This is a genomic window from Bacillus sp. Marseille-P3661 (assembly GCF_900240995.1).
Classification (GTDB): domain Bacteria; phylum Bacillota; class Bacilli; order Bacillales; family Bacillaceae_J; genus OESV01.
On the sequence record NZ_LT965958.1, the window covers coordinates 224,536 to 249,620 of the forward strand.

Below are 25,085 nucleotides of genomic sequence, written 5' to 3' on the forward strand. Positions count from 1 at the left end.
CATCATCATAAAATATATAATGAATCGAAAAATAATAGATTCGAAGGACATTTTAAAAGGAGTGATGGAAATTGGAGGATATTAAATCGATACTTGCTGCAGCCGAAAAAAATGTAGAAAAGATCGAAGAATTATTTGCTTCCTACCCTTTCCTTGGCAAGGGAAACCAGGGCTTTGTATATAAAATTTCGCCTGATAAGTGCGTAAAAGTTTATAAACGTCCGGAAGATACTCTCACCGAGAGCGCAGCATTGAAAGCGTTGCAGGGTGCGACTATTATTCCCAAGCTTTACGAAGTAGGAGCCAACTATATTATTATGGAATATATAGAGGGTAGGCAGGTAAAACAGTATCTTCTATCAGAAGGTGTCATAACCAAAGATCTTACGGAAAAAATTTTACTTGTGCTTAAAGAAATGAAACGATTAAAGATTCCTCGCGTAGATGTACGTTTAAAGAACATGATACTAACAACTTCGAATGAAATTAAAGTCATTGACCATGTAAACTCATTTAAAAAAAGCAACACCATACCTGTATTGCTAATGAATGGCTTAAGAAAACAGGGGTTATTACCTTCGTTTTTGGAGCATGTAAAGGAATTGGATCCAGAATCGTACGAGCAATGGAAAGATGCTGCACAAGAATTAATGGACAAAAAGTAATAGTACAAAATATTTTATGATCAACCAAGTAGACGACGTTATTATGCATCTTCGCCACTTGCATACCTGTGCTGAGAAAATAGTTGATATTAAGCTGGTGCTATTAAAACTAATTTGGCTGGCTATCCACGCCTTCCATATTTTGGCCCCCCACTTATGGAAGTCACTTTATATAGTTAGCCTCAAAAGTGGACCGCCTATAACTCAGGACGGTCCGTTTATATGTTAGATGTTAAGGGTGCTTGCAAGAGGAATGACCTTCCTAAAGAGCGAAGCGACTTTTGGCATCCGTACTTTTTCTTTAATTAAGTATTGATAAAGTGTTTCGCGCTCCTCACTCGTTACTTCCCATTCGTCAGGGATGGATACAATCACTTCGTATATCCACTCATTCGGCAAAGCTTTAATTCTTTCCGCAAATTTTACAAGCAGTTTATCATCATCGAGCATGGAGTAGCACCAACGATACACTTGATTAAGCATCCGATATTCAGGCTTTTGGCTGCCAATTGTTTTTGCGTTCCACCTGTACCCCCCTGGAAAACAACGATCGTGATTAATCATATGAACATAATAACCCCCTTTATCAGTATGTTGCAGCAGTAAGTTATTGATACTCCGGTTTGAATTATAAACCCATTGATCGAATATGATCATTCCAGCAAGCATATTCCGGTTGATGATTTCTTGTTTCGAGGGTGGAGTTTCTAATTTATCAGCAAATACAATGCTATTTTCAATAACTAAACTGCCATATCGTAATCTGGGGTCATAATTAGGTTTGTTAGCATATAACGCTGGGGTACTTTTAATAAATTCTTCATTGAGCTGAATTAGCTCAAAGGGGATTACCGGCAGTGAAAGGAGCTTAGCTAACTTACCAAACACATACTCATTAACCATTTCTTTAGGCCGCTTGCTGACCGTATTCATTTTCATTACATATTGATTTCCGTCACTGCAGAGAATGACATGGGCGGTTCCCCCCGTTACTGCTTGTACGTACTGAACCGGATATATCGGCTGTTTTGTTAGTCCTATATCTTTTTCCATATGCCATTTCCTCCTAAAAAGACACAATATTATTTAATATTCATATGAAAGAAAGGATCTAATTGAAACGTACAGATATCACAAGAGATGTTGATAATTTTAGACCAATATGTCACCTGCAGAAGTTTATGAGAAACATAGAAAAATAGGTTAGAAGTCAAATTTCTTAGAAATCAAACCATTAGTGGGGATTTAAGCCTGCCTGATGGGAGTTTCACTTGATTGTTAGTGGATATAGTGTACTAAAAAAGGCGAGCGGCTAGAGCAAGTCTAAACCTGCAGACATAAAATATATAAGGTGATTCACTGTTTTTAAGTAATATAGCTTTCTGAAAGGAGTTGGAGGAAAATGGAAGACTTAAATTCTCTCCTCGAAGCGATTGGAAGATTTGAAGGAATGAGTTTTAGAAAAATAGATTTTGAAAAACTGACACACTATCCACTAGTTGGAAGAGGAGCGCAAGGAGCTGTTTTTAAAATTGCTCCAGATCGGGTTGTGAAAGTTTACAAGCATCAAGAAGATGTTGAAACCGAGAGTGAAGTGTTAAAAGCTGCTCAAGAATCGACTATTGTGCCCAAGCTTTATGAAATTGGTCCTAAATATGTGATTATGGAGTATATCGAAGGGCCATCACTAGATCAGTATCTGGAAGCGAATACTGTCATGACAGAAGAGCTTTCGGCCAAAATTTTCTTTTTGCTAAAAGAAATGAAACGGCTAAATTTTACCCGATTGGATGCGCGTCTGCGCCACATCCTCTTATCTAAACAAGGGGATTTAAAGATTGTTGATCATGTGAACTCTTTTATTAAACAATCATCACAACCTAAGTTAATGATGAAAGAATTAGATCAATTGGGCCTACTTTCAACGTTTCTAGAGCATGTAAAAAAATTCGATCCAGAATCCTATAATGACTGGGCCGGGGCGGTGCAAGAAATAAGGGAAAAATCATTGAAAGAATTGAAGAAGGATTCTAAGAAAAAATCAAAGGATAATTGATCAGCATAGATGAACTCCCTCACGAATGATAGGGAGTTCTTTTAAATTTTTACATTGTGATATCATCCATCATTGGGATAACCTTACGGAAAAATGTCGCGACATTCGGTAAATGATGTTTTTGGCGGATAAGATATTGGAACAGCGCTTCTTTCTCTTCATCAGAAACTTCCCAATCATCGGGGATTGATTGGATGACTTGACGAATTAATTCGTCTGGTAATGATTGGATTTTTTGTGCAAAAGAGATAAAAGAATCTGGATTATCAAGCAGAGAAAAGCACCATTGATAGACATAATTGAAAACCCTATATTCAGGTTTCTGGCAAAGTGTTTGCGTAGACCATTTATAACGGCCGGGAAAACATCTTCCATGATCTATCATATATGCAACATAGCCGCCATCTCCGAGGTGTTCTAGAAGTAAATTATTTATATTCCGATCAGAGTTATAAACCCACTGGTCGAATAGAATCATCCCAGTAAGTTCTTCGCGATTTTTTATTTTCAGCTTGGAAGGGGGGGCATTTGCAATATCAGCAAATACACTAGAATTCTCTATAAATAAACAACCGAAATGGTATCCGGGACGATATTCGACTGTTGATGAATTTAATTGTGACGTTTTTTCTATAAAGTCCTTAGGAATATAAACAAGCTCATATGGAATGACGGGTAGTGATAGAAGACTTGCCAACTTGCTGACAACATATTCATTCACTACTTCCTTTTTTCTACTGGAGTCTGATTTCCATTTTACTACATATTTTTTACCATCGTTAAAAAGGAAAACATGGGGGCCTCTTTCTTTTATGGCTTGTACATACTTAACTGGATATAGAGGTCTTCTGATATTTTGATTTTGGTCCATTTTCATTCACCTCCAATCTCTTTATAATTATTAGATTCAAAATGAAACAGTTCTGAAACGGCCAATGGCATATCTACTGCATGTTTATTATATTTGGCAGTATTTCAAAATGACTTGCTCCTTCTTCTTATTGATAAAAAATCTTAGTTATATTATCTTATTTCGATATTTCCCCCTTATTATCTGCTACAATGGAAAGGAACGATATGCAAGAGGTGATAACATAACCATGCTAGAACAAGCGAAACACACGTTAAAAACATACTTTGGTTATTCTTCCTTTAGAATTGGGCAAGAAGATATTATTTCGAGAGTTCTCGGGCATCAAGATACATTAGGGATCCTGCCAACAGGAGGAGGAAAGTCTCTATGTTATCAAATTCCGGCCTTGTTAGTTGACGGACTTACAATTGTTATTTCGCCGCTGATCTCACTGATGAAGGATCAAGTTGACCAGCTCCAGCAATTAGGGATTCCGGCAACGTTTATAAATAGTAGTTTAGATGCGATTGAAATGGATGAAAGAATTTCAGGAATCAGGAATGGTGATTATAAGCTTATATATATTGCACCAGAACGGCTAGAGGCTCAGGGTTTCCGAAATATGCTTAAAACCCTACCAATCTCTATCATAGCCGTGGATGAAGCGCATTGTATTTCTCAGTGGGGACACGATTTTCGGCCAAGTTACCGTTATATTTATAAGATTTGCGATCTGCCGGAAAAACCGACTGTTATCGCGCTAACAGCAACGGCGACACCCAATGTTATTGCAGATATTCAGGAGCTTTTACATATTGACGATCAAAATACAATCGTAACAGGCTTCAAGCGAGAAAATCTTACTTTTTCGGTGATGAAAGGTCAAGACAAACGACGATTTATTCAAAGCTACGTGAAAGAACATAGCACCCAATCTGGAATTATTTACGCAGCGACCCGCAAAGAAGTTGATCAGCTTCATGAATTTTTACAACAAAATGGGGTAAAAGCAGGTAAGTATCATGCAGGCCTTGGTGAACAACAGCGCGAAGACATGCAGAATCAATTTTTATATGACCAAGTCACTATTATGGTCGCGACTAATGCCTTTGGGATGGGTATCGACAAATCGAACGTCCGCTTTGTTATTCATTATAATTTACCGCGAACAATGGAATCGTATTATCAGGAAGCTGGTCGTGCAGGCCGTGATGGGGAACATAGTGAATGTATATTGCTGTTTACGCCGTATGATATCCAAATTCAAAAATTTTTAATTGAGCAATCCTTAATGGATGAAACAGCCAAAAAGGCGGAATATGAGAAACTGCAGAAAATGACGGATTACTGTCACACTGAATTATGTCTTCAGCGTTATATTGTGGAGTATTTTGGTGATACATATGATCAGGAGCAGTGCGGGAAATGTCAAAATTGTACAGACAACCGTGAAACAGTCGATATTACGACCGAGGCGCAGATGATTTTTTCGTGTATTCGACGGATGAATGAGCGTTTCGGAAAAACAATTGTGGCCCAGGTGTTAAAGGGCTCAAAAGGAAAGCGAATCATCGAGTTAGGCTTGAACCACTTGCCTACCTATGGTTTGCTAAAACATAAAACAGAAAAAGACATTGCAAGTGTGATAGATTTTCTTATTGCTGAAGGCTATTGCAAGCTAACGAATAGTCAATATCCTGTTGTGATGCTTACCCCGAATGTTATACCAGTTTTAAAAGGGGAGTTAAAAGTTTTCAAAAAAGAACAGGTTGTAACTAAGCATATTCAAGAAGACAATGCATTATTCGAAGTGTTAAGGAACTTGCGAAAAGAAATTGCCGATCGAGAAGGGATTCCGCCATATATAGTGTTTTCGGATAGTACATTGCGTGATATGTGTGAAAAATGCCCGACGGATGAAACGTCTATGCTCACTGTCAAAGGAGTTGCGCAAACAAAGTTCGAAAGATATGGAGTGGACTTCTTAAAGACAATTCAACAGTATTTAAATGAAAATGGACAAACTATCACGACTAACGTTGTTTCGAGTTCTACAAGTTCACCTGTTAAAAGTGATGAAAAACCGAGCTATTTTCAAACGTACGAACTGTTTCAAGCGGGTATGGACATCGCTAACATTGCCGAAGAACGCGGGTTGTCTCGCAGCACCGTTGAAAGCCACCTGTTACGAGCAATTGAAGAAGGACTTACTATAAATATAGAAAGATTAATAAATCCTGAGCATGAAAAATTGATCATTGAAAAAGCAAAGGAATTGAAATTAACAAAACTGAAAGAACTAAAAAATGCACTTCCAGAGGAATTTGATTATTTTGAAATCCGACTAGTTTTACAAAACTCCTTTTAACAGAACCTTGCATGAGAGTCATGCAGGGTATTTTTTTTGACGAAAATGGAAATAAAATAGATAGTTATTATTTAAGAGGGTGATGTGCGAGTGGAGGAAAACAATCCTATCCAAGCTTTGATTGATTATCGAAAAAACGAACTCGAGCTGGTCAATGAAGAATTAAAAAAGGGCTATAACGCCTACAATCCAATAGTGAGAATTGCTTTAGGCTCTTATAAGGAGAAGCTAGAAGCAGAGCTTAAGGAATTTAATAAATATATGCCTACATTGATTAACTGAAGTGAAACTAGACGAAATGGCCGTCTAGTTATTTTTTATTAACGGCTACTTTAATTGGGAAGGATTTTTTTTCCAAATAACGAATTTAAAGTAGAGATTAAAAAAGTGAGGAGTAGTGAATACAATGATTAGTCAAGTAGGACAAATTATGTTATATGTTAATAACCAAGATGAGGCAGTGGATTTTTGGACAGAAAAAGTAGGATTTAGTGTCATTTCAGAGGAAAACAACGGTCAAGGAATGAGATGGATTGAAATAGCGCCTAATAAAGATGTAGAAACAAGCATCGTTCTACATAACAAGGAAATAGTTGCAAGCATGTCTCCAGAATTAAACCTTGATACCCCTTCATTAATGTTTTTTACGGACAATATTGAAAAATTGCATCATGAGTTATCCAATAAAAATATCACTGTTGGGGAAATTGTAGATATGCCTTCAGGCAGGGTATTCAACTTTGCAGATAACGAAGATAATTATTTTGCCGTTATGGAAAAAAATAAATAGGTATATTTTAACGGAACAAAACTTAGGTACAAATATTGCTAAAAACAGCCTGTATCAAAGATTCTCTAGTAATCTTAGATACAGGTTTTATACATAAAAGAATCTGGTGTGAAAAGTAAGACAATGTACACTAAAGGCAGCTATAGAAGGTTTGCAGAAAAATTCAATAACTTTGTGAAGTATTTATTAAAATCCCTTCATTATATCAGGATTGGAAACTTTTTCGTAATTCAAGCGACCAATTATAGGAAGGGGGAGTTTATGAGTTATGAGGATATTAATAATTTGTTTAGTAGTAGCTATGTTCTCTTTTGCGATATATCTTGTTATGAGTGGATCATTTAGTTCAAAACCACCTTCACCAATCATAACTGTAGCAGAAAAAAAGGTGGAAGTGGCACAAGGTTCATATTGTTGGAATGGACTTTTTAATAATGTGTGTGCCGATACAATTTCTCCGTCAGAACTTATTAAGTTTCATGGAGTTAAACCAACGATTGTATCGCCCGAATCTAAAATAAAAATAAAATTTAAAATTGAGCCAAATGAACATTCATTAGGAGTAAATAAGTGGCTAAGTGATGGAAATATAGAAAGTGCACCTTTAGACAAAAATATTTTAACTGTACCAAAAGAAAAAGGGATTTATGTTTACGATGTTTTTGCGAGATGGGAAAAGGGAGATTCAAGTTACGCGTTTGTCATTGAAGTGCAATAGATCTAATGTAGCTTAGTAAGGGTGCAGTTTAGTTGATAGAAAGAAAGAGTAGAAACAGGTTCTCTTGAAATAGCTTTCTGCAGCGTTATTTGTAAATTCATAATCTTCTTGATCAACGAATATTCCAAGCATTAACCGAAAATCACAACTATTTTTAATAGTCAAATTATTTGAATGTAATTAGGGAGGGAGTAGTTGTGAAAATAAGGATGTTACTATCCATTGTAATTGGTTTATTATTAACTGCTGGTTGTGGTCAAAAAAGCTACAATGAACAACAAGAATTATTTTTAGCAAATAACGGATGGAGTATTAAAAAGTTAATGGAAGTCGAAACCTACATGTTAGATATACCTAATGAGATGTTAAGTAATTACGAGGCGAGTGGGATTACATTTTTGGAAGATTATCTTGGAAAAGAAGTTACAGAATGTCTATTCGTCTTAAAAGAAAAAGATAGAAATGGTGAGAATTTAAAAGCAGTCGTTTTTGAAACGGAAGAAGAGATTATAGGAGGTTATGGGATACTACCTAGTTGGACCCCCGGACTATTTAATTTGGGGGATAAAGAACGGTTAATTAATGAACAGATGATTAAGCAATAAAAGATATTTAATATCTTTATGGAATACCCATCATAAGGGGGATGAAGATAATTCGAGGATTAAAAAAGCGATCGAAAGCTCTTCATAAGGCGAATGAAGAGGAAACGGGCATCAAAAAAGCAAGGTTAACCTCTTCATATAAAAAGTAGCACAGGTTTTTAATTAACTAGGTCGTTGCTAACGGTCAGATATCAAAACTGATCTCTGGCGATCATGCACTTTCCAGGTATTTCCGTTTTAAATTTGCTTTTTGCTCAGCATATATACTCCTCTACTACAAGTCAATGTATCTATATAATGACTATAAATCAATTTTTAGTTTATTCTATCATGAAATCAAATACCCCCCAATAAAAAAAGAGTATTTCCTAGCCTTAAGCCAGTTCATACTCTTTCTTTAATTATTCAATAATTCGAGTAATCTCGTCGATATCTTTTCGTGCTAATCGTTTTGGTGAATCCTTTGGATAGCCAAGGGCGATTACCATATTGATTTGTTTTTCGTCTTCGACATTTAAGTATTCTTTCAGTTGCTCGGAAGCAAGCAGTACAGGCCCTGTCATTGGGCAAGTAGCCAATCCTTTTGCATGGGCAGCAAGCATAAGGTTTTGTGCGGCTAAACAGCTGCTCTTAATTCCTTCTTCCTCCCAAACTGAATCGGGTACTAATTGAATTGGTTCAAAGATTTTTTCACGGAATTTTGATTGATACGGGGTAGCTAAACAAACGATAAGAACCGGTGCATCGCTGAATGCTGTCGCATAAGGTCCAAATGAACGTGCAAGCAACTTACCTTCTTTTTTAAACCCTTTTTCTTCTGCCAATGCTGCTTTTTGGTGTAAAGCGTCCCAGGTCATTTCTTCGATATCTTTGATTTTCTGTTTGTTTTTGATCACGATAAATTCCCAAGTTTGTGAATTTGTATCACTTGGTGCATAGCGTGCACAATCAATCAATTCTCTAATATCTTCTATATGTACCTCTTGATCCGTATATTTTCGAACACTGCGTCGATTTAAAACGATTTCTTTAAAAGCATTATAATCCATGTGAACTCCTTTACCTACGTGTGAATTTGTGCGAACTAGTAACATAATTAATTTTTAGTCAATCCTCGGCTGACTATCCTACATAAAAGCTCTACAAAATACTATAATACCTAATATGTAATATTTGTGTCCACTCCCATTTTTTAATATTATTAAATAGTATGGACCATTTTTTGTAAAAAAAGCTAGCAAATACAATTTTTAAATAAAATGAGGGATATCGATGCAATATAAGAGATTAGGTAATACAGGTTTAGAAGTCTCAACTCTGTGTTTAGGAACGATGGCATTTGGCCGCTGGATTGATGAAGAAGAATCAGGAACTATTATTAATACAGCATTAGATAACGGTATTAATTTTATTGATACAGCTAATTTTTACGGCAAAGGTCAGGATGCTGATTTTGTACACGGCACAGGGGCATCAGAGGAAATCATCGGACGTGCTTTAAAGGGGAAAAGAGATCAAGTGGTGTTGGCCACGAAAGTCGGATTGCCAATGGGAACTGGCAGGAATCATTCTGGACTTTCAAGAACACATATTATGAGAGAGGTTGAGAATTCTCTAAGTCGGTTGCAGACTGATTATATTGACTTGTATCAGATACATAGATTTGATCCCAACACACCGCTAGAAGAAACGTTACGAGCACTTGATGATATCGTTCGTCAGGGGAAAGTCCGCTATATCGGTTGTTCGAATATTGCGGCCTGGCAAATAGCTAAATCTCATGGCATTAGTCAAAGTATGAACCTTGAAAAATTTGTATCGGTACAGCCACCATATAATCTACTTGCTAGGGATATAGAGAACGAACTTTTGCCTTTTTGTAAGTCAGAAGGTGTAGGCGTTGTTGTTTACAGTCCAATAGCAAGAGGCCTTTTATCTGGTAAATATAAAGGACCTAATGATGCACCACCAGAAAGCCGGGCTGCACATGGAGAAGCGAAATTGCAGGAATTATTGTCACAACGCAATTTCGATCTTATTGAAAAAATTCGCACGATTGCTGAGAAAACAGAAATGTCCATGTCCCAATTTGCGCTGTCATGGGTTTTAAACCAACCGATAGTAACATCAGCTATTGTTGGTGCAAGCAAAATGCATCATGTAACTGATGCAGTAGAAATTAGTGACTTTATATGGTCTGAAGAGTTAAGCGAGGAGATAAATAGTATTTATTAGGAGGAAACTACTATGATGATTATACATGCTCATATTCAAGTAAATCCTGAGCATCGTGATGAATTTCTTGAAGAAGTAAAAATCGTGATTAAACATTCGCAAGCAGAGGAAGGGAATATTAGCTATCAATTATTTGAACATATAACTGAACCGAATACATTTGTAATGGTTGAAGAATGGCAGGATCAAGCTGCTATTGATTATCACTTTGGTACAGGACATTATAAGGCATATAAGCAGAAAACAGGTGGATTATTATTAAAGCCTGCCCTAGTAAAGATATTTGAAACAACAGCTAAAAATTAAATAGTATGGTGAAGGCGTTTCTCGTGAAAAATAACTCTCGAGTGTCTAAGTAAGAGTAAGGAGAGTTTGCCGAATGAATTCAAAATATGGACCGCTATTAAAATCATTTGAATTTCCAAATGGTGCACGACTAGAAAATCGCATTGTCATGGCCCCGATGACTAATTTTTCTTCGAATGAAGATGGAACGGTATCGGATACAGAAGTAAACTACTATGCTCGTCGTGCAAAAGGACCAGGAATGGTTATCACGGCATGTACATATGTAACAGCAAATGGCAAAGGCTTTCATGGAGAGTTTGCGGGTCATACCGATGAAATGATCCCGAGTTTAAGAAGATTAGCAACCGCCATTAAAGAACAAGGTGCAAAAGCTATACTGCAAATCTTTCATGGCGGCAGGATGTGCCCACCTGAATTAGTACCAAATGGGGAAACTGTAAGCGCAAGTGCAGTTGCGCCAGAATCACAAGGTGGCGGAGGAACATTGCAGGTCCCTAAAGAATTAACCAATGATGAAATTCTAGCTATTATCCACGATTTTGGTGAAACAACAAGACGTGCGATTGAAGCCGGCTATGATGGAGTTGAAATACATGGTGCGAATGGTTACCTCATTCAACAATTTTTTTCTCCGCATTCTAATCGACGTGAGGATCATTGGGGAGGCTCAGTAGAAAAACGACTAACGTTTCCGTTAGCGGTTGTGGATGAGGTTCAAAAGGTTGTCAATCAGCATGCCGAGGAAACGTTTATCGTTGGCTACCAATTTTCACCAGAAGAAGCGGAAACACCTGGCATAACGATGGCAGATACACTTGTTTTAATCGATGCGTTAGCGAAGAAAAACTTAGATTATCTACATATTTCTTTGCAAGATTATAAATCGAAGCCTAGACGTGGCGTAGATGATACAAGGACTAGAATGGAAATCATCCAAGATCGAATAGGCAGTCAAGTGCCGGTAATAGGTGTCGGTTCAATTCTGACAGTGGACGATGCCCTCGATGCCCTACAAACAGGGGTACCATTAATTGCGCTAGGTCGTGAGCTTATTATTGATCCAGATTGGGTCATTAAAGTCAAAGAAGGCAGGGAAAACGAAATTGAAACAGCTTTGGATAAAAACGCTCAAGATCGTTTAGTGGTGCCAGACCCATTATGGCAAGCGATTGTTAACACACCGGGATGGTTTCCAATGAAGTGAACTTTTTAAAAGCCGTGCTCAATTAAATATTTGTTAGCGGAAAAATTCCATAATACAATTTGGGGTGCAAATTCATAGAAGGAATTGTACCCCCTTATTTGATTACAATGCGATATTTATTGTGGTATTAATTTTGGAGCCTTTTAAACTTGCTCCAAAACCAAATATATCTATAAATAGTAACTTAATACTCGTTAATTATTTTGATCATGTTCTTGCTCCGAATAAACAATCTTTTTACTTTCCCGGGACAATGATGGTAATAACCTTACAATTATAAAGCCCGTACATCCTAAAACGGATAATAAAATCAACGCTTCATATTTGTAAATAACGTATCCAATTCCCCCTATGATCGTTAGCAATACAAAAACATAGTGGTAAAATTTTTTCGTTCCGCAAGCTGTCCACATTTTTCGAACATACAAGTTCAATCCAACTAGTACGCAGATATGTATATATGTAAGCGTTACAACTCTAAACAAAGCAAGGGAAAACAAAAAGAAGAAAATGGACCCAATTAATGCTCCTAGTAATATATAATCAATTTTTTTTCGATGTTCAGCCGCTGGAAGGATAGATAAAGTGTTTTTCAATGTACAGTCTCCTTTGAAAAATATTTTATCTCCTTTATTCCCGACTTAGATAGGTTCTATTCAGTCCTTCTGATGTGGTTTAAAATTAAGTGAAGTGCTTGTTATAAACCTGTATCCATTTATAAAAGACTGCTGATTTAATCTGCAGTCTTTTCTAATGAGTTGTATTGTAAATGTGAGTCTATTAATTGATCAAGCTCGTGGATTTTTTTAAGTGCAGTACGATACGAAATTTTTCGGTAATGATGTTTTCCATTTGGTTCCTCATCCGCTTCGTCAGCTTTGGAGACAACAACCTGCAGGGGGGTACGATTACCTAATTTTTGAGGTAGGTATGAATCAGTATGAAGTAAAATGGCCAGCGCTATTTCTTTTGCATTTTGGCGGTCTTCACCAAGTCTAATTAGTAATTTATGTGCTCGTTCAGCACCTTTTATAGCATGGATATCGTTTTTTCGATACTCCTCAAAATCCCATTTACCATTGCGATACCATTCGTAATGACCAATATCATGGAGCAGTGCAGCTTTTGTAGCTAGATCGGGATTGACATTGGATTTAATGGCGAGCCTGTATGCATGATAGGCAACAGCGATGGCATGAGCAACTCCGGAGCGATTTAAATACTTTTGTGTATAAGGCTGTTTAAATAACTCTACAAGTGTAACTCTTCTCATTTTTATCCCTCCCGAAAAAGGTATTTCTAAATAGAATACCACTGTAGGAGTCTGAAGTCAATGGACAATTATAAGGGATAAAACCTATTTAAAAATTTTTTTAATAAATCCTGCTATTCCTTTATCTTCATTTTCTGGTAATGTATATTTATAGGTTTTTTGTATGAATATTTCATCGCGATCAATTGCGTAATCATACGCTAAAACGAGACCAATATCAGTTTCATCTTCTAAATTAGTTGTTAGCGTATAGGGGATATCGTATTGTGTAGCTAGTTTTACATAATCCTTTAAAAAGGAATAGTTCATATTACCGTTTAAGAACAATTGAGCTTTTGGATGTTGTTTCATCAAGTCAACAACTTCCTGATAAACACCGCTTTCCCTTACTTGTGACTTTTTTAGAGCTACGACTACTCTTTCGCGTAACGTCCCCAGAAACCTTATTCGTTCTGCTTTGTTAATTTCTTTAGGACCATGTATCCCTTGCTCTAAATAATCGTTTACATCTGTCACAGTTTCCTCACCCTCACTTATGTTCCTAAATATTAATATGTGTTTTATACAACTAATAATACAGTAAACCTGATAATTCCCAAGTATTTATAGCTGTTAATTGAGTCGATATTCCATTAATGATGTTACTTCATAAAAACCAAGCTTTTCATACATTCTTTTTGCGGGATTACCTGCGAACACATTTAAGTTGACTTTTTGAAGGCCGGTATTTTTAAAAATGAATAATGCTTGGTTAATTAGTTGTTCACCAATCCTATTCTTCCTATATTTGGGCCACACATATAGGTCGTATATAAAACCGACCATTTCATCAGAATAAAAATTACGATCTATCACTAACATAATCCATCCAAGAATTTCGTGACCATTTACTGCTACGACATAATACCCACCTTTTTTTAGTGTCTCTGTTAACATTTCTAAAGACATTAATTGATTATTCTTTATAAAACCCATTGAGCTTTCTTCTGCCAATCCTAATGACCAGTTTACAATTTGGCTTGTTTCATATTCATTTGCTAGTTTAAAGAACATACATTGTCCTCCAATTAAATGATTTCTTTATATAAGGTATTAGATGAGATCCGTGCTGTATTTGTTACATAGAGTCATTCTAAAATACTTTTTGGAATTTTACTGGAAATAATTTTGTATTGTAGAATAGTAATTATAGGTATAAAGTTTTATATAAGAGGTATCATGCTTTATATTAATATTTTAATTTAACGAAAAAGTTGGGAGGGATTAAGCATGTCTTACCTACCCAGATATTATCGTAATATAATAAATATCGGAATCGCTTTTGTTATGATCTTGCTTTCTTTACTAAGTCCGATTGTTACAGAGGCTTCAACATCTTCGATCACTTCCTTAACGAATCCAATTCTTTATGATGACCCGGGTCAAACATTAGGTCGGATAAAGATTGTCGTTCCTGCAGGTTCAATAAAGACAAATGATGTAATGGTCGTAAAATTACCCTATAACTTAAATGGCGGAATATCCACCGAAATATATAATGAGGATAGTGGTACTATTCCGACAGGAACCAATTATGTTTTTGTTCCGAAAAATAATAATGGATTACAAAATAATAATTTTACAATTACATCCATCGCAGGTGACGAATTTAAGCTAACAGCAACTGCTGATGCTTCCTATTCGACAGACACTGTTATTTATTTATTTTTCAATAGTGTTGATATTGACAAGGGTGATGAAGGTGCAATTGTAGTGAACTTTTCAAGTCCAGATTCTTCAGGATTTCCTAGAGGTAGTGTTGTTGCTGGAACTGTTGTTAACAAAGGACTAGTTATAGTCTCAGCAGAGGAAGTCGTTAAAAGTAATAACTTCTTTACTTTTAAATTGCGTTTAAAGGAAGATATTTATCAATCTCTAGAAAGTGGGAATAGTTCTTTAAAATTAAAACTTCCTAAAGGCTATAAGTGGGCAATGCCAACTCAAGGCTCAGAAACAACAATTTACGGTGAAAACGTTATTTTTAATTATAATGTTACCGAAAACGAGCTTATTCTGAATGTTGAAAGTGACCAAACTACCATTCCATCCATGTGGGAAATTCCACTTCGATATACAGTGGTAGAAGATAGTTTCATAGCTCCTGGTGATGTTATGGCGCAACTTAACGGAACGTCAAATGTCGACCATAGAGAAATCAAAGTAGGCGAATATGCTGAATATGGTGTAGCGATTTTAATAAATGATGATGTTCCTAATCTCCATAGTGGAAAAACAGATCAACGTATTGCACCTATTGAATTTCTTGAAAGGGTTCCAGGTTCATTTATTGTGAGTCGAACATTATATCTGACAGTTCCCGCTGGCGTAAAGTGGGTTGATTATGATACGGATCGTGATGGTATTAATCTTGGAATTCCATCACTTACAAATGATGGACGTTCGTTAAAATATAATCTAAGTGGCAGTAATGCAGATGTAGCAAAATTAAAGTTGGATAACTTAAAAGTAGCGATACAACCTGGCTTTAATGGTCCGCTGAAGATTGAAGTCGAGGGAGCAGGTATTGAGAAACAAGATATTGTTGTAGCAAATGTAAACGCTCCAGTTGATTTAACAACATCTTCTGTACCCAATGTTGATATAGGAGTAAGTAATCAAAAAGCTGCCAATATTATAATTAAAGAAAATGCTAAAGAAGCTTTAAATAAGGGCGGTACATTGGAATTCGTCTTACCTAATGGTGTCGATTTTGTGGACGTACCAACTGTGAATGTGACGAATGGGAACCTTTTTATTGATGATGTTCGATTACGAAACAATACATTTTCATTCGTAATTGATGAGGAAAGTACTGTAGCTTCAACGATTACACTATCAAATATTAATTTGAGAATTGATCGCAGTGTGCCAGAGGGTAACATTGACGTTCTTGTTAAAGGTTCAGCATTAATTGAAACAGTAGGTTCTTATGTATTAAATCAAAATACGTATGATTTATGGAACAATAATGATACGTATCACGAGCTTGGAATTGCTAATGTTATAACTCCAGCTCCAAGTACAGGCGGATCTTCGAAACGAGAAAAGGCTGAATTCACACTTGGAAGTACAACCTATAAAATTGGTAATCAAGTAAAAACTATGGATATTATGCCGTTTGTTGAAAAGGACCGTACGTATTTACCTGTCCGTTTTGCTGCAGATTCCATTGGTGTCGATATGGATTTTGTTATTTGGGATAACGATAGCAGAACAGTAACAATCCTAAGAGATAATCGAGTAGTCCAGCTGACGATTGGTAGTAAGGTGCTTAAATTAAACGGAATAAACGTTATGATGGACGTTCCTGCTAAAATTAGAAATGATCGCACGATTCTACCGATCCGATTTGTAGCACAAGCTATAGGTGCGCAGGTTAGTTTTGATGAGAGCGCACGAAAGGTGACAATTAGCTAAACTTAGTGTCGTACTTGTTTTTATCTGCTGTGCACTAGCAAGTGTAAAATATGATGAACAGGCACCAATCGCATGGCGAGGGGTGCCTGTTTTGTGTGTTTGTGGGTAGGGGCGGTTTGAGTCGGTTTGAGGTGAATGTTTTTTATTAGGTAGTTGTAGATTGAGCGGTTGATATCATATTACCTGTGAAGAGGAATCGGTCGGAAACAAAGCAAGCTCCCTTCCTTCATAGTACTGATGAAGAGGAATCAAGCATTAAAAAAGCAAGCGAAACCTCTTCTTGGGAGCGATGAAGAGGAAACAGGCATTAAAAAAGCAAATGAACCCTCTTCATAAGGGCGATGAAGAGGAAACAGGCGCCAAAAAAGCAAGTGAACCCTCTTCATAAGGGCGATGAAGAGGAAAAAGGCATCAAAAAAGCAAATGAACCCTCTTCATAAGGCCGATGAAGAGGAAACAGGCGCCAAAAAAGTAAACGAACCCTCTTCATAAGGCCGATGAAGAGGAAACAGGCATCAAAAAAGCAAGTGAACCCTCTTCATAAGGCCGATGAAGAGGAAACAGGCATCAAAAAATCAAACGAACCCTCTTCATAAGGCCGATGAAGAGGAAACAAGCACCCAAAAAGCAACCGACCCCTCTTCATAAAGCTGATGAAGAGGAATCGGGCATCAAAAAAGCAACCGACCCCTCTTCTTAAGGCCGATGAAGAGGAAACAGGCATCAAAAAAGCAACCGAAGCCCTCTTCATAAAATAGATGCAGTTACACATGTAACAGTAAAAAGCCCTTCATCATTTTGATGAAGGGCAAACCTAAATAATAAAAATAAAAACTAAATGTACTAAGTCATAATTGCGCGCAACTAAAATAATTAAAAGATTTTTCCGGCTGGGCTAATAAATCTTGAATAATTTATTCATAAAAAGCCCACTGATGTACTCCAATTATTTTATAATACTTTTTCAAAATCATTCTAATTCTCTCCTTTGACTTCACCACCCCGCACCAGTCAAAAATTGTATTTGTAGTGATCTTTTGACTAGGAAAGAGTCGTTGAAATTCTTCAACACACCGCAGAACAGCGTTTGTTACCGTTTCCTCATGACCGCATTCCTCGCAAACACATTTCGTTCTACTAACAGTAATCGATAACGAGCCGCATGAAATACAGGGGATACCCTTTTGAAGCTGCTCATAATCATACGATGGCAATGATAAAATAGGGGAGTCTTTAATGTGATTCACCAGTAATTTGTCAGCAAGTATTTTGTGTTTTTTATCTAACTTGAACGGAATTGTACTTAAATTTTTCATATAACGGTTAACTTGAGAACGGAAAATCATTGGTTTGTTGAGTGGTGTTTGATATAAGGTGAATTCGGGATTGATAAAAACAACAAATGCCTGAATGGGTAACTGGTTTCCGAGGTTTTGGAGTAACTGACGAAGCATCGATTCACTTCGACTTAATTGTGTTAATGGGCTACTAATTTCCGACCTTGTCTTAGTATAAAATCGTTCAGATTCATAAAAATAATCCCCTTCGTAATTTTTTACTTCAAAGCAATAAATCGTGTCTGATGTAATAATTAACGAATCGATTTGGAATTGAGTGCCGTTAAATTTAAATAGTAAATCATTTAAAATATAGCAGTCACATGCAAGTTTTTCGGTAAATGAATCAAATATAACTTCACCTTCATATCCTTTTTTAAGATTTTGGTAGTGCTGCTGGTCTTTGTCTGATAAACTCATTCGCGCATTTAAAGATCTAAGAATTAGTAACTCGGCAGATTGTGATCTAGATTTGTATAGCATAATTCAACTCCTTTCTCATATTAAGTCCATTATAGTTAAAATACTGACAAATCTATCACAAACAAATGAATTTTTTGTAAAAATTGAATCCTGATAATCATTATTTAACATAAAAAAACCAGATTCTTAAAAGGCAGAATCTGGTTTTTACATAGCCGTTGTACATTAACTACGAAGCTTGTTGTTCTTTCAATTGAGTTGAAGTGTTTGCAGCTTTTTTCTCTTGTCGACTTGGAATCACATTAAATAAAATATTTAACACAATCGCTGTAATACTTCCCGCTACAATCCCGTTACTAGTAATAATTTGAATGCTAGAAGGGAATTGCGCAAATAGTTCAGGTACAGTTGTTACGCCTAAACCCATACCTACTGAACAAGCGATAATTAGTAAGTTTCCGTTTGTTTCAAAGCTTACATTACTTAACATCTTAATACCGTACGCCACAACCATACCGAACATTGCAACCATTGCTCCACCTAGAACTGGGTCTGGAATGATAGTTGTAACCGCAGCGATTTTCGGAACAAAGCCTAAGGTAATAAGGATGAAACCTGCCATTACAATCACACTTTTTGATTTAACACCGGATAATTGAACAAGACCCACGTTCTGTGAATAAGTGGTGTAAGGGAAGGCGTTAAAAATCCCTCCAAGTGTAATCGCTAATCCTTCAGCGCGGTATCCATTCGTAATATCCTTATCAGTTAATTTTCGATCACAAATATTACTTAAAGCAAGATACGTACCTGTTGATTCGATTAAACCTACAATCGCAACTAAAGTCATAGTTAAAATTGGTGTGATTTCGAACTTAGGTGCACCGAAGTAAAATGGTTGAACCATGTGAATCCATTTTGCTTCACCGACGTTTGTAAAATCAACGATTCCCATAAAGTATGCAGCAATAGTACCAACAACCATACCAATTAAGATTGAAACAGATCGCAAAAATCCAGTTGTGAATTTGTTTAATAATAAAATTAAAATTAGAACACCAAATGATAGCATTAAAAATTTAGGAGCACCAAACTCAGGATTTCCTTGACCGCCCCCCATACTATTCATAGCAGTTGGGATTAATGTAATACCGATAATTGTTACAACAGAGCCGATTACAACCGGCGGGAAGAATTTGATTAACTTACCAAAATACTTTGCAATTAGTACAACAATGATACCTGATGCGATAATCGCTCCGTATACAGACTGAATGCCGTATTGACTTCCGATAGCAATCATTGGTCCTACAGCTGTAAATGTACAGCCAAGCATAACTGGTAAGCCGATACCGAAGTATTTATTTTTCCATACTTGCAGAAGGGATGCGACTCCGCATGTTAATATATCAATCCCGATAATATATGTTAGTTGCTCGATCGTTAAGCCTAACGCTCCGCCGACTATTAACGGTACAATAATTGCGCCAGCATACATAGCTAATACATGTTGAAAACCTAATGCGAATGTTTTAATAGAGTTTTGCATTGTAATCCTCCGAAATTTTAGTGTGATATGGACTTATTAAACAGTGGCTAGTTGTTCATTTAAAAAGGAAACAGTTCCGTTTTGTAATGAAGCAATTCTGGCTAGTGATACTAAACGATATCCTTTATCGGTAATAAGCTGTGCTCCATTTTGGAATGATTTTTCGATTACGATTCCTACACCAGAAACCTTTGCTCCAGCTTGTTCAACTAAATTAATGAGACCTAGTGCAGCTTGGCCGTTTGCAAGGAAATCATCAATGATTAGCACAGTATCATTTTCTAGTAAATAGTCTTTAGAAACGGAAATTTCGTTTTCTTCTTGCTTTGTAAATGAATAAACCTTTGTACAATACATATTGTCTTTTAAGGTTACGGATTTTTTCTTTCGTGCAAAAACAACCGGAACATCAAGGCTTAAGGCTGCCATTATCGCAGGAGCAATTCCTGAAGATTCGATCGTTAAAACTTTTGTGATTTTTTCATCGGCAAAGTGTTTGGCAAACTCCTCACCAATAGATTTCATAAGTTTTGGATCCATTTGATGATTAATGAATGAGTCTACCTTTAAAACATTGTCATTTAGAACAATGCCTTCCTTAAGGATTTTTTGCTGTAATTCGTACATAGTAAGCTCCTTTCAATTTAAGCAATAATAAAAGCCCAAAAAAGCTTGTTACTCATCACTAGAGTAAGCAGCTGTTTTGGGCTTGGCCTTAAAATATTATTTAAACAAAGCTTACTCGTAGTCGATTCATTTACGGTGATCGGTAGAAACTTGCTGGCCATATTCCAGCTATTATACGAGAGGTTAGTATTAAATTATTGCTTATTGCTATTTACTTGGATTATACATGACGTTTCTGTGAAAGAAAAGTCTTTTTTGATAAAAAAACGAACAAATTAACAACTTTTTTTTATATTGTTCGTAATTTGGTAATTGAATGGAAGTGGAGTTTAGAAAATTAAGCCAGAAACTCACGTCATAATCATTGGATATGAAAAACCACGATAGCTATTTACCGCTATCGTGGTTGTTAGTGAAAGATTTGGATTTTTATACGGCAACAGGTGCTTTGATGGTAGGATGCGGATCGTAGCCCTCGATTTTAATATCATCCATCGTAAAATCAAATAAATTGGTAACATCCGGACTTAATTGAAGGGTAGGCAGTTCCTTAAAATCTCTCTCAAGCTGTGTCTTTACTTGCTCAAGATGATTTAAATAAATGTGTGCATCGTTAATATTAATTATAAATTCGCCAACTTCAAGGTTTGTAACCTGGGCAATCATATGAGTTAACAGCGCATAGCTTGCAATGTTAAACGGTACTCCTAAGAATACATCCCCTGATCTCTGCTCCATTAAGCAAGATAACTTACCGTCGTTCACATAGAATTGAAAACTCTTATGACATGGTGGCAATGCCATTTGATGCAGTTCACCTGGGTTCCATGCATTAACAATAATCCGACGCGAGTGCGGTGTTGTTTGAATCATCTCCACAGCTTGTTTCAGCTGATCTACAGATTTCATTTGACCTGTTTCAACGTCAAAGTATTGCCAGTTTCGCCACTGCTTTGAGTAAATAGGTCCTAAATCGCCCCATTTTTCAGCAAATGCATCATCGTTTAAAATGCGTTCACAAAACATGCGCATTTCCTGTTCATATACTTCTTTAAATTGTGGATCCTCGTTTGCTCGAAGTCCAAAATTAGTCATATCAGGCCCTTTGTAGTCAATGCTTTTTACATAATTCTCAAAAGCCCATTCATCCCAAATGTGATTATTATGCTCTAATAAAAAGCGGATATTTGTATCTCCTTTTATGAACCATAATAATTCACTTGTTATTAAACGAAATGGAACACGTTTAGTCGTAACTAATGGAAATCCTTTGCTTAAATCAAAGCGCATTTGATAGCCAAAAACAGATAATGTTCCAGTGCCAGTTCTATCTTCTTTTTTTGCCCCATTTTCTAAAATATGCTTTAATAAATCATGGTATTGTTTCAAATATATCCCTCCAACAGACCTAAAACAAATTATTGATATATGTAGTATTTACTTTTTGAATTATAACATAAAATTATCAATGTTACGTTTGTATAAATAGATAGGGGTTATAGAAATGCAGTATTGAAGTGAAAAAAATATAGGACGAGGTGGACGGCATGATTTCATTAGTAGTAGCAATGGATAAAAATAGGGTAATCGGTAAGGATAATCAACTTCCATGGCATTTGCCAGCAGATTTGGCTTTTTTTAAAAAAGTGACAATGGGTAAACCGATTGTAATGGGCCGCAAAACACACCAATCTATTGGTAGGGCTTTGCCAGGCAGGGAAAATATCATCTTAACTCGAGATAAGAATTTTACAGCTGAGGGCTGTACGATCATTCATCATATAGATGAACTTAATAAAATTACTAATAATCATGATGAAATATGCATCATAGGTGGCGCTGAGATTTTTAAAGAAGTACTGCCTATAATAGATCGTCTATACATAACTGAAATTGAGCATGAATTTGAAGGAGATACGTTTTTTCCTGCAATTGATAGAACAAATTGGCAGCTAGTTTCAAGTGAGAAAGGTCCAAAAGACGAGAAAAATCCATATGATTATTATTTTAATATTTATGAAAAGAAACATTAATATTAATTCACTCTTTTTTTCGAAATAATAATTACCTTTAGATGATAAAAAAATGGTATAATTATGAAGTTAAAAAGGTAATATAGTCGACGAATTATTCACTCTTAACAAACCGTTAAGAGTTTATTTTATTGAATTTCTGTTTGTATCGGAAATACAAATAAATGGAGGAAAGTCGCTTGAATATAATCGAAAAAGCTATAAATACGGCTGCTAAAGCACATGATGGACAATATCGAAAACTTACGAATATTCCATACATCACACATCCATTCGCAGTAGGAATGATCCTAAAAGAAGCGGGGTGTAGTGATGCTGTCATCGCAGCGGGAATATTACATGATGTAGTTGAAGATACCCCTTTAACACTAGAGGTGATAGAGGAACAGTTTGGCAGAAACATTGCTAGTATCGTTAACGGTTGTTCAGAGCCAAATAAGGAGCTAGGATGGGAAGAACGAAAGAAACATACGATTGAATTTTTAAAAACTGCCTCGTATGATGTAAAATTAGTTGCTGCTGCAGACAAACTGCATAATCTTAAATCTACATTAGAAGAAATGAATGCAAGTGAAGTGGATGTGTGGGGCCGCTTTAAACGAGGGAGACAAAGTCAGGAATGGTATTATAAAAATGTTTATAATAGTATAATTTATGGATTATCTAGTAGTCAGAGAGAAAATATTATTTTGAAACAATTAGAGAATGTGCTAGAAAAAACATTTTCATGTAATTTATAATCAACATGTTATTTATATGCAAATATTTACAATTTTGCTTTTAAATAACGTCATTGGCAACGTTTACAATAAACAGAAAATTTTAATCAGTTGAAAAATTGCTATCCAACTCTAAAAAACATGTTATAATTAGAGCAATTTCAATATGTTGTTGTGATTTAAGTATTACTCATAATGTACACCATTACCATAATATTTCGGACTTACGAGTATAAAACCAACTGAATGAATAATGAGGAATGAAAACGAACGGATTTAGTAATCCTTAAAAGATTTTAATGAGAAGAGATTCTAAATTCTATAGAAAGAAAGGGATTTTTGCTATGGAAGGTACAGAACAAATGAAGAAAGTTCAAATTGAAGATATCATCATTGCGAATCATGTATTAAAGGATGTGGTTTTTCATACACCACTGCAAAAAAACGAAATCTTATCAGACCGCTATGATTGTCATGTCTATCTGAAAAGAGAGGATTTACAGGTTGTTCGTTCCTTTAAAATTCGCGGCGCCTATAATAAGATTCAAAGCTTAACCCCAGAAGAACTAAAAAACGGGGTCGTTTGTGCTAGTGCTGGAAACCATGCTCAAGGTGTTGCATACTCTTGTAACGCATTGAAAATTGAAGGAAAGATCTTTATGCCTTCTACAACACCAAGACAAAAAGTCAATCAGGTGAAACGTTTTGGTGGCGAATATGTACAAGTCGTTTTAACAGGTGATACTTTTGACGATTCAGCAGCAAAAGCAATGGAATGTTGTGAACTTGAGGGTCGTACATTTGTTCACCCCTTTGATGATAATCATGTTATTGCAGGTCAAGGTACGGTAGCAATGGAGATCATGAACGATATCGAAGAACCGGTTGATTATGTTTTTGGAGCAATTGGTGGTGGCGGATTAATTTCTGGCGTGGGAACGTACCTAAAGAGTATAAGTCCGAATACGAAGGTTGTCGGGGTCGAACCGGCAGGAGCTCCTTCCATGAAAGAAGCGATTAAACAGAATCATCTCGTTACTTTGGATCATATTGATAAATTCGTAGATGGTGCAGCAGTAAAGACGGTTGGACAAAAAACATTCGACATTTGTAAAGAAATGTTGCATGATGTACTGGTCGTTCCAGAGGGTAAAATTTGTACGACTATTCTCGAACTCTACAATGAAAATGCGATTGTAGTAGAGCCGGCAGGTGCTCTATCTGTTGCAGCATTGGATTTCTACAAGGATGAGATTAAGGGGAAAACGGTAGTTTGTGTTGTTAGTGGTGGTAATAATGATATTAGCCGTATGCAAGAAATGAAAGAAAAGTCTCTTATCTATGAAGGGCTTATGCATAATTTTATCGTAAACTTCCCACAACGTGCAGGTGCTTTGAGGGAATTCCTAGACGAAGTGTTAGGCCCTGATGACGACATTACTCGTTTTGAATACACAAAAAAGAATAATAAAGACAATGGACCGGCGCTTGTAGGAATTGAGTTAAAACATAGAGGAGATTATCAGCCGCTGATTGATCGAATGGTCAAAAAAGGCTTTAAATTTACAGAAATTAATAAGGATATGGATTTATTTAATCTACTAATCTGATTAAAAAAACATCGTAATTTATCTATTATGACAAATTACGATGTTTTTATTGTATTATCCTTGTATAATATCTTCGGATGATTTTTGAATTGTTCATGATATCGCCACAATATTGCTCACAATTTCACAAGTTGATGTGTTTTAATAAAAGTAACATAGAAAATTTATGAACACTATTTGACATTGATATGAATAATTTGTGAAAACTACATAAATGTATTTAAGGGTGTGACTTCTTTCACATCCTTAATTTTT

At 36.0% G+C, this 25,085-nt stretch carries 25 protein-coding genes and 1 riboswitch; of the genes, 14 read left to right on the forward strand and 11 right to left on the reverse strand.

All coding sequences use genetic code 11. The annotated features are described in order from the left end of the window. Positions 1 to 71 precede the first annotated feature (71 nt). Entirely contained in the window at positions 72 to 665 is a 594-nt protein-coding gene (locus C1724_RS23665; RefSeq protein ID WP_102349256.1) for an RIO1 family regulatory kinase/ATPase domain-containing protein, read from the forward strand. Between the two features lie 225 nt (positions 666 to 890). Here C1724_RS23665 and C1724_RS23670 read toward each other — a convergent pair whose 3' ends face one another. Then, complete coding sequence (locus C1724_RS23670) at positions 891 to 1,718, reverse strand: HipA family kinase (protein ID WP_102349258.1); 828 nt, start codon at positions 1,716 to 1,718, stop codon at positions 891 to 893. 349 nt (positions 1,719 to 2,067) lie between these two features. On the opposite strand from C1724_RS23670, the gene C1724_RS23675 reads away from it, so the two are divergent. Beyond that, the gene (locus C1724_RS23675) at positions 2,068 to 2,721 is read left to right on the forward strand and encodes a kinase (RefSeq protein ID WP_102349260.1); all 654 of its coding nucleotides are present in this window, start codon (positions 2,068 to 2,070) and stop codon (positions 2,719 to 2,721) included. 49 nt (positions 2,722 to 2,770) lie between these two features. Here the strand turns inward: C1724_RS23675 and C1724_RS23680 are convergent, their stop codons facing one another. Continuing rightward, positions 2,771 to 3,592, reverse strand: coding sequence for a HipA family kinase (locus C1724_RS23680; RefSeq protein WP_102349262.1), 822 nt, complete (start codon positions 3,590 to 3,592; stop codon positions 2,771 to 2,773). A gap of 229 nt (positions 3,593 to 3,821) precedes the next feature. Between C1724_RS23680 and recQ the strand changes: the two genes are divergently transcribed. The 5 genes from recQ to C1724_RS23705 all read left to right on the forward strand — a co-directional run bounded on the left by recQ (position 3,822) and on the right by C1724_RS23705 (position 8,055). Then, on the forward strand, positions 3,822 to 5,942 hold the full coding sequence (gene recQ, locus C1724_RS23685) for a DNA helicase RecQ (protein WP_102349264.1): 2,121 nt from the start codon (positions 3,822 to 3,824) through the stop codon (positions 5,940 to 5,942). Between the two features lie 90 nt (positions 5,943 to 6,032). After that, positions 6,033 to 6,224, forward strand: a complete 192-nt coding sequence (locus C1724_RS23690) for a hypothetical protein (protein ID WP_102349266.1) — start codon at positions 6,033 to 6,035, stop codon at positions 6,222 to 6,224. 124 nt (positions 6,225 to 6,348) lie between these two features. Further along, positions 6,349 to 6,732 carry a VOC family protein gene (locus C1724_RS23695; RefSeq protein ID WP_102349268.1) on the forward strand — a complete coding sequence of 128 codons (384 nt, stop codon included), beginning with the start codon at positions 6,349 to 6,351 and terminating at the stop codon, positions 6,730 to 6,732. A gap of 268 nt (positions 6,733 to 7,000) precedes the next feature. Next, entirely contained in the window at positions 7,001 to 7,450 is a 450-nt protein-coding gene (locus C1724_RS23700; RefSeq protein WP_258000515.1) for a hypothetical protein, read from the forward strand. Positions 7,451 to 7,647: 197 nt separating this feature from the next. Beyond that, positions 7,648 to 8,055 carry a DUF4830 domain-containing protein gene (locus C1724_RS23705; protein WP_102349270.1) on the forward strand — a complete coding sequence of 136 codons (408 nt, stop codon included), beginning with the start codon at positions 7,648 to 7,650 and terminating at the stop codon, positions 8,053 to 8,055. A 401-nt stretch (positions 8,056 to 8,456) separates the two neighbouring features. On the opposite strand, the gene C1724_RS23710 is transcribed toward C1724_RS23705, so the two are convergent. Then, positions 8,457 to 9,104 (reverse strand): nitroreductase family protein, encoded by a 648-nt coding sequence (locus C1724_RS23710; protein ID WP_102349272.1) that lies wholly within the window; start codon positions 9,102 to 9,104, stop codon positions 8,457 to 8,459. Between the two features lie 223 nt (positions 9,105 to 9,327). Between C1724_RS23710 and C1724_RS23715 the strand changes: the two genes are divergently transcribed. From C1724_RS23715 to C1724_RS23725, 3 genes are all read left to right on the forward strand, one after another. Beyond that, positions 9,328 to 10,290 carry an aldo/keto reductase gene (locus C1724_RS23715; protein WP_102349274.1) on the forward strand — a complete coding sequence of 321 codons (963 nt, stop codon included), beginning with the start codon at positions 9,328 to 9,330 and terminating at the stop codon, positions 10,288 to 10,290. Between the two features lie 12 nt (positions 10,291 to 10,302). Further along, positions 10,303 to 10,596, forward strand: coding sequence for a putative quinol monooxygenase (locus C1724_RS23720; protein WP_102349276.1), 294 nt, complete (start codon positions 10,303 to 10,305; stop codon positions 10,594 to 10,596). Positions 10,597 to 10,669: 73 nt separating this feature from the next. Further along, positions 10,670 to 11,803 carry an NADH-dependent flavin oxidoreductase gene (locus tag C1724_RS23725; protein WP_102349278.1) on the forward strand — a complete coding sequence of 378 codons (1,134 nt, stop codon included), beginning with the start codon at positions 10,670 to 10,672 and terminating at the stop codon, positions 11,801 to 11,803. A 194-nt stretch (positions 11,804 to 11,997) separates the two neighbouring features. On the opposite strand, the gene C1724_RS23730 is transcribed toward C1724_RS23725, so the two are convergent. The 4 genes from C1724_RS23730 to C1724_RS23745 all read right to left on the reverse strand — a co-directional run bounded on the left by C1724_RS23730 (position 11,998) and on the right by C1724_RS23745 (position 14,129). Then, entirely contained in the window at positions 11,998 to 12,399 is a 402-nt protein-coding gene (locus C1724_RS23730; protein WP_102349280.1) for a hypothetical protein, read from the reverse strand. A 137-nt stretch (positions 12,400 to 12,536) separates the two neighbouring features. Further along, positions 12,537 to 13,076, reverse strand: a complete 540-nt coding sequence (locus C1724_RS23735; protein ID WP_102349282.1) for an HD domain-containing protein — start codon at positions 13,074 to 13,076, stop codon at positions 12,537 to 12,539. 84 nt (positions 13,077 to 13,160) lie between these two features. Then, a complete protein-coding gene (locus C1724_RS23740) occupies positions 13,161 to 13,592 on the reverse strand; it encodes a YueI family protein (protein WP_102349284.1) in 432 nt (143 codons plus the stop codon). Positions 13,593 to 13,688: 96 nt separating this feature from the next. Next, positions 13,689 to 14,129, reverse strand: coding sequence for a GNAT family N-acetyltransferase (locus C1724_RS23745; RefSeq protein ID WP_102349286.1), 441 nt, complete (start codon positions 14,127 to 14,129; stop codon positions 13,689 to 13,691). A gap of 216 nt (positions 14,130 to 14,345) precedes the next feature. Here C1724_RS23745 and C1724_RS23750 point away from each other — a divergent pair, with 216 nt between their 5' ends. Further along, positions 14,346 to 16,532: a copper amine oxidase N-terminal domain-containing protein gene (locus C1724_RS23750; RefSeq protein WP_102349288.1), complete on the forward strand. Its 2,187-nt coding sequence runs from the start codon at positions 14,346 to 14,348 to the stop codon at positions 16,530 to 16,532. Between the two features lie 914 nt (positions 16,533 to 17,446). On the opposite strand, the gene C1724_RS23755 is transcribed toward C1724_RS23750, so the two are convergent. The 4 genes from C1724_RS23755 to C1724_RS23770 form a co-directional block, all read right to left on the reverse strand. Beyond that, the gene (locus C1724_RS23755; RefSeq protein ID WP_102349290.1) at positions 17,447 to 18,352 is read right to left on the reverse strand and encodes a nuclease-related domain-containing protein; all 906 of its coding nucleotides are present in this window, start codon (positions 18,350 to 18,352) and stop codon (positions 17,447 to 17,449) included. Between the two features lie 169 nt (positions 18,353 to 18,521). Next, positions 18,522 to 19,841, reverse strand: coding sequence for a nucleobase:cation symporter-2 family protein (locus tag C1724_RS23760; protein WP_102349292.1), 1,320 nt, complete (start codon positions 19,839 to 19,841; stop codon positions 18,522 to 18,524). Between the two features lie 36 nt (positions 19,842 to 19,877). Continuing rightward, complete coding sequence (locus C1724_RS23765; RefSeq protein WP_102349294.1) at positions 19,878 to 20,468, reverse strand: xanthine phosphoribosyltransferase; 591 nt, start codon at positions 20,466 to 20,468, stop codon at positions 19,878 to 19,880. A gap of 98 nt (positions 20,469 to 20,566) precedes the next feature. Beyond that, positions 20,567 to 20,667: riboswitch (purine riboswitch) on the reverse strand. Positions 20,668 to 20,897: 230 nt separating this feature from the next. Next, positions 20,898 to 21,857, reverse strand: coding sequence for a thymidylate synthase (locus C1724_RS23770; protein WP_102349296.1), 960 nt, complete (start codon positions 21,855 to 21,857; stop codon positions 20,898 to 20,900). 158 nt (positions 21,858 to 22,015) lie between these two features. Here C1724_RS23770 and C1724_RS23775 point away from each other — a divergent pair, with 158 nt between their 5' ends. The 3 genes from C1724_RS23775 (at position 22,016) to ilvA (ending at position 24,830) form a co-directional block, all read left to right on the forward strand. Continuing rightward, positions 22,016 to 22,501 carry a dihydrofolate reductase gene (locus C1724_RS23775; protein ID WP_102349298.1) on the forward strand — a complete coding sequence of 162 codons (486 nt, stop codon included), beginning with the start codon at positions 22,016 to 22,018 and terminating at the stop codon, positions 22,499 to 22,501. Between the two features lie 179 nt (positions 22,502 to 22,680). Beyond that, positions 22,681 to 23,241 carry an HD domain-containing protein gene (locus C1724_RS23780; RefSeq protein WP_102349300.1) on the forward strand — a complete coding sequence of 187 codons (561 nt, stop codon included), beginning with the start codon at positions 22,681 to 22,683 and terminating at the stop codon, positions 23,239 to 23,241. 323 nt (positions 23,242 to 23,564) lie between these two features. Continuing rightward, positions 23,565 to 24,830, forward strand: a complete 1,266-nt coding sequence (gene ilvA, locus C1724_RS23785) for a threonine ammonia-lyase IlvA (protein WP_102349302.1) — start codon at positions 23,565 to 23,567, stop codon at positions 24,828 to 24,830. The last annotated feature ends 255 nt before the right edge of the window (positions 24,831 to 25,085 follow it).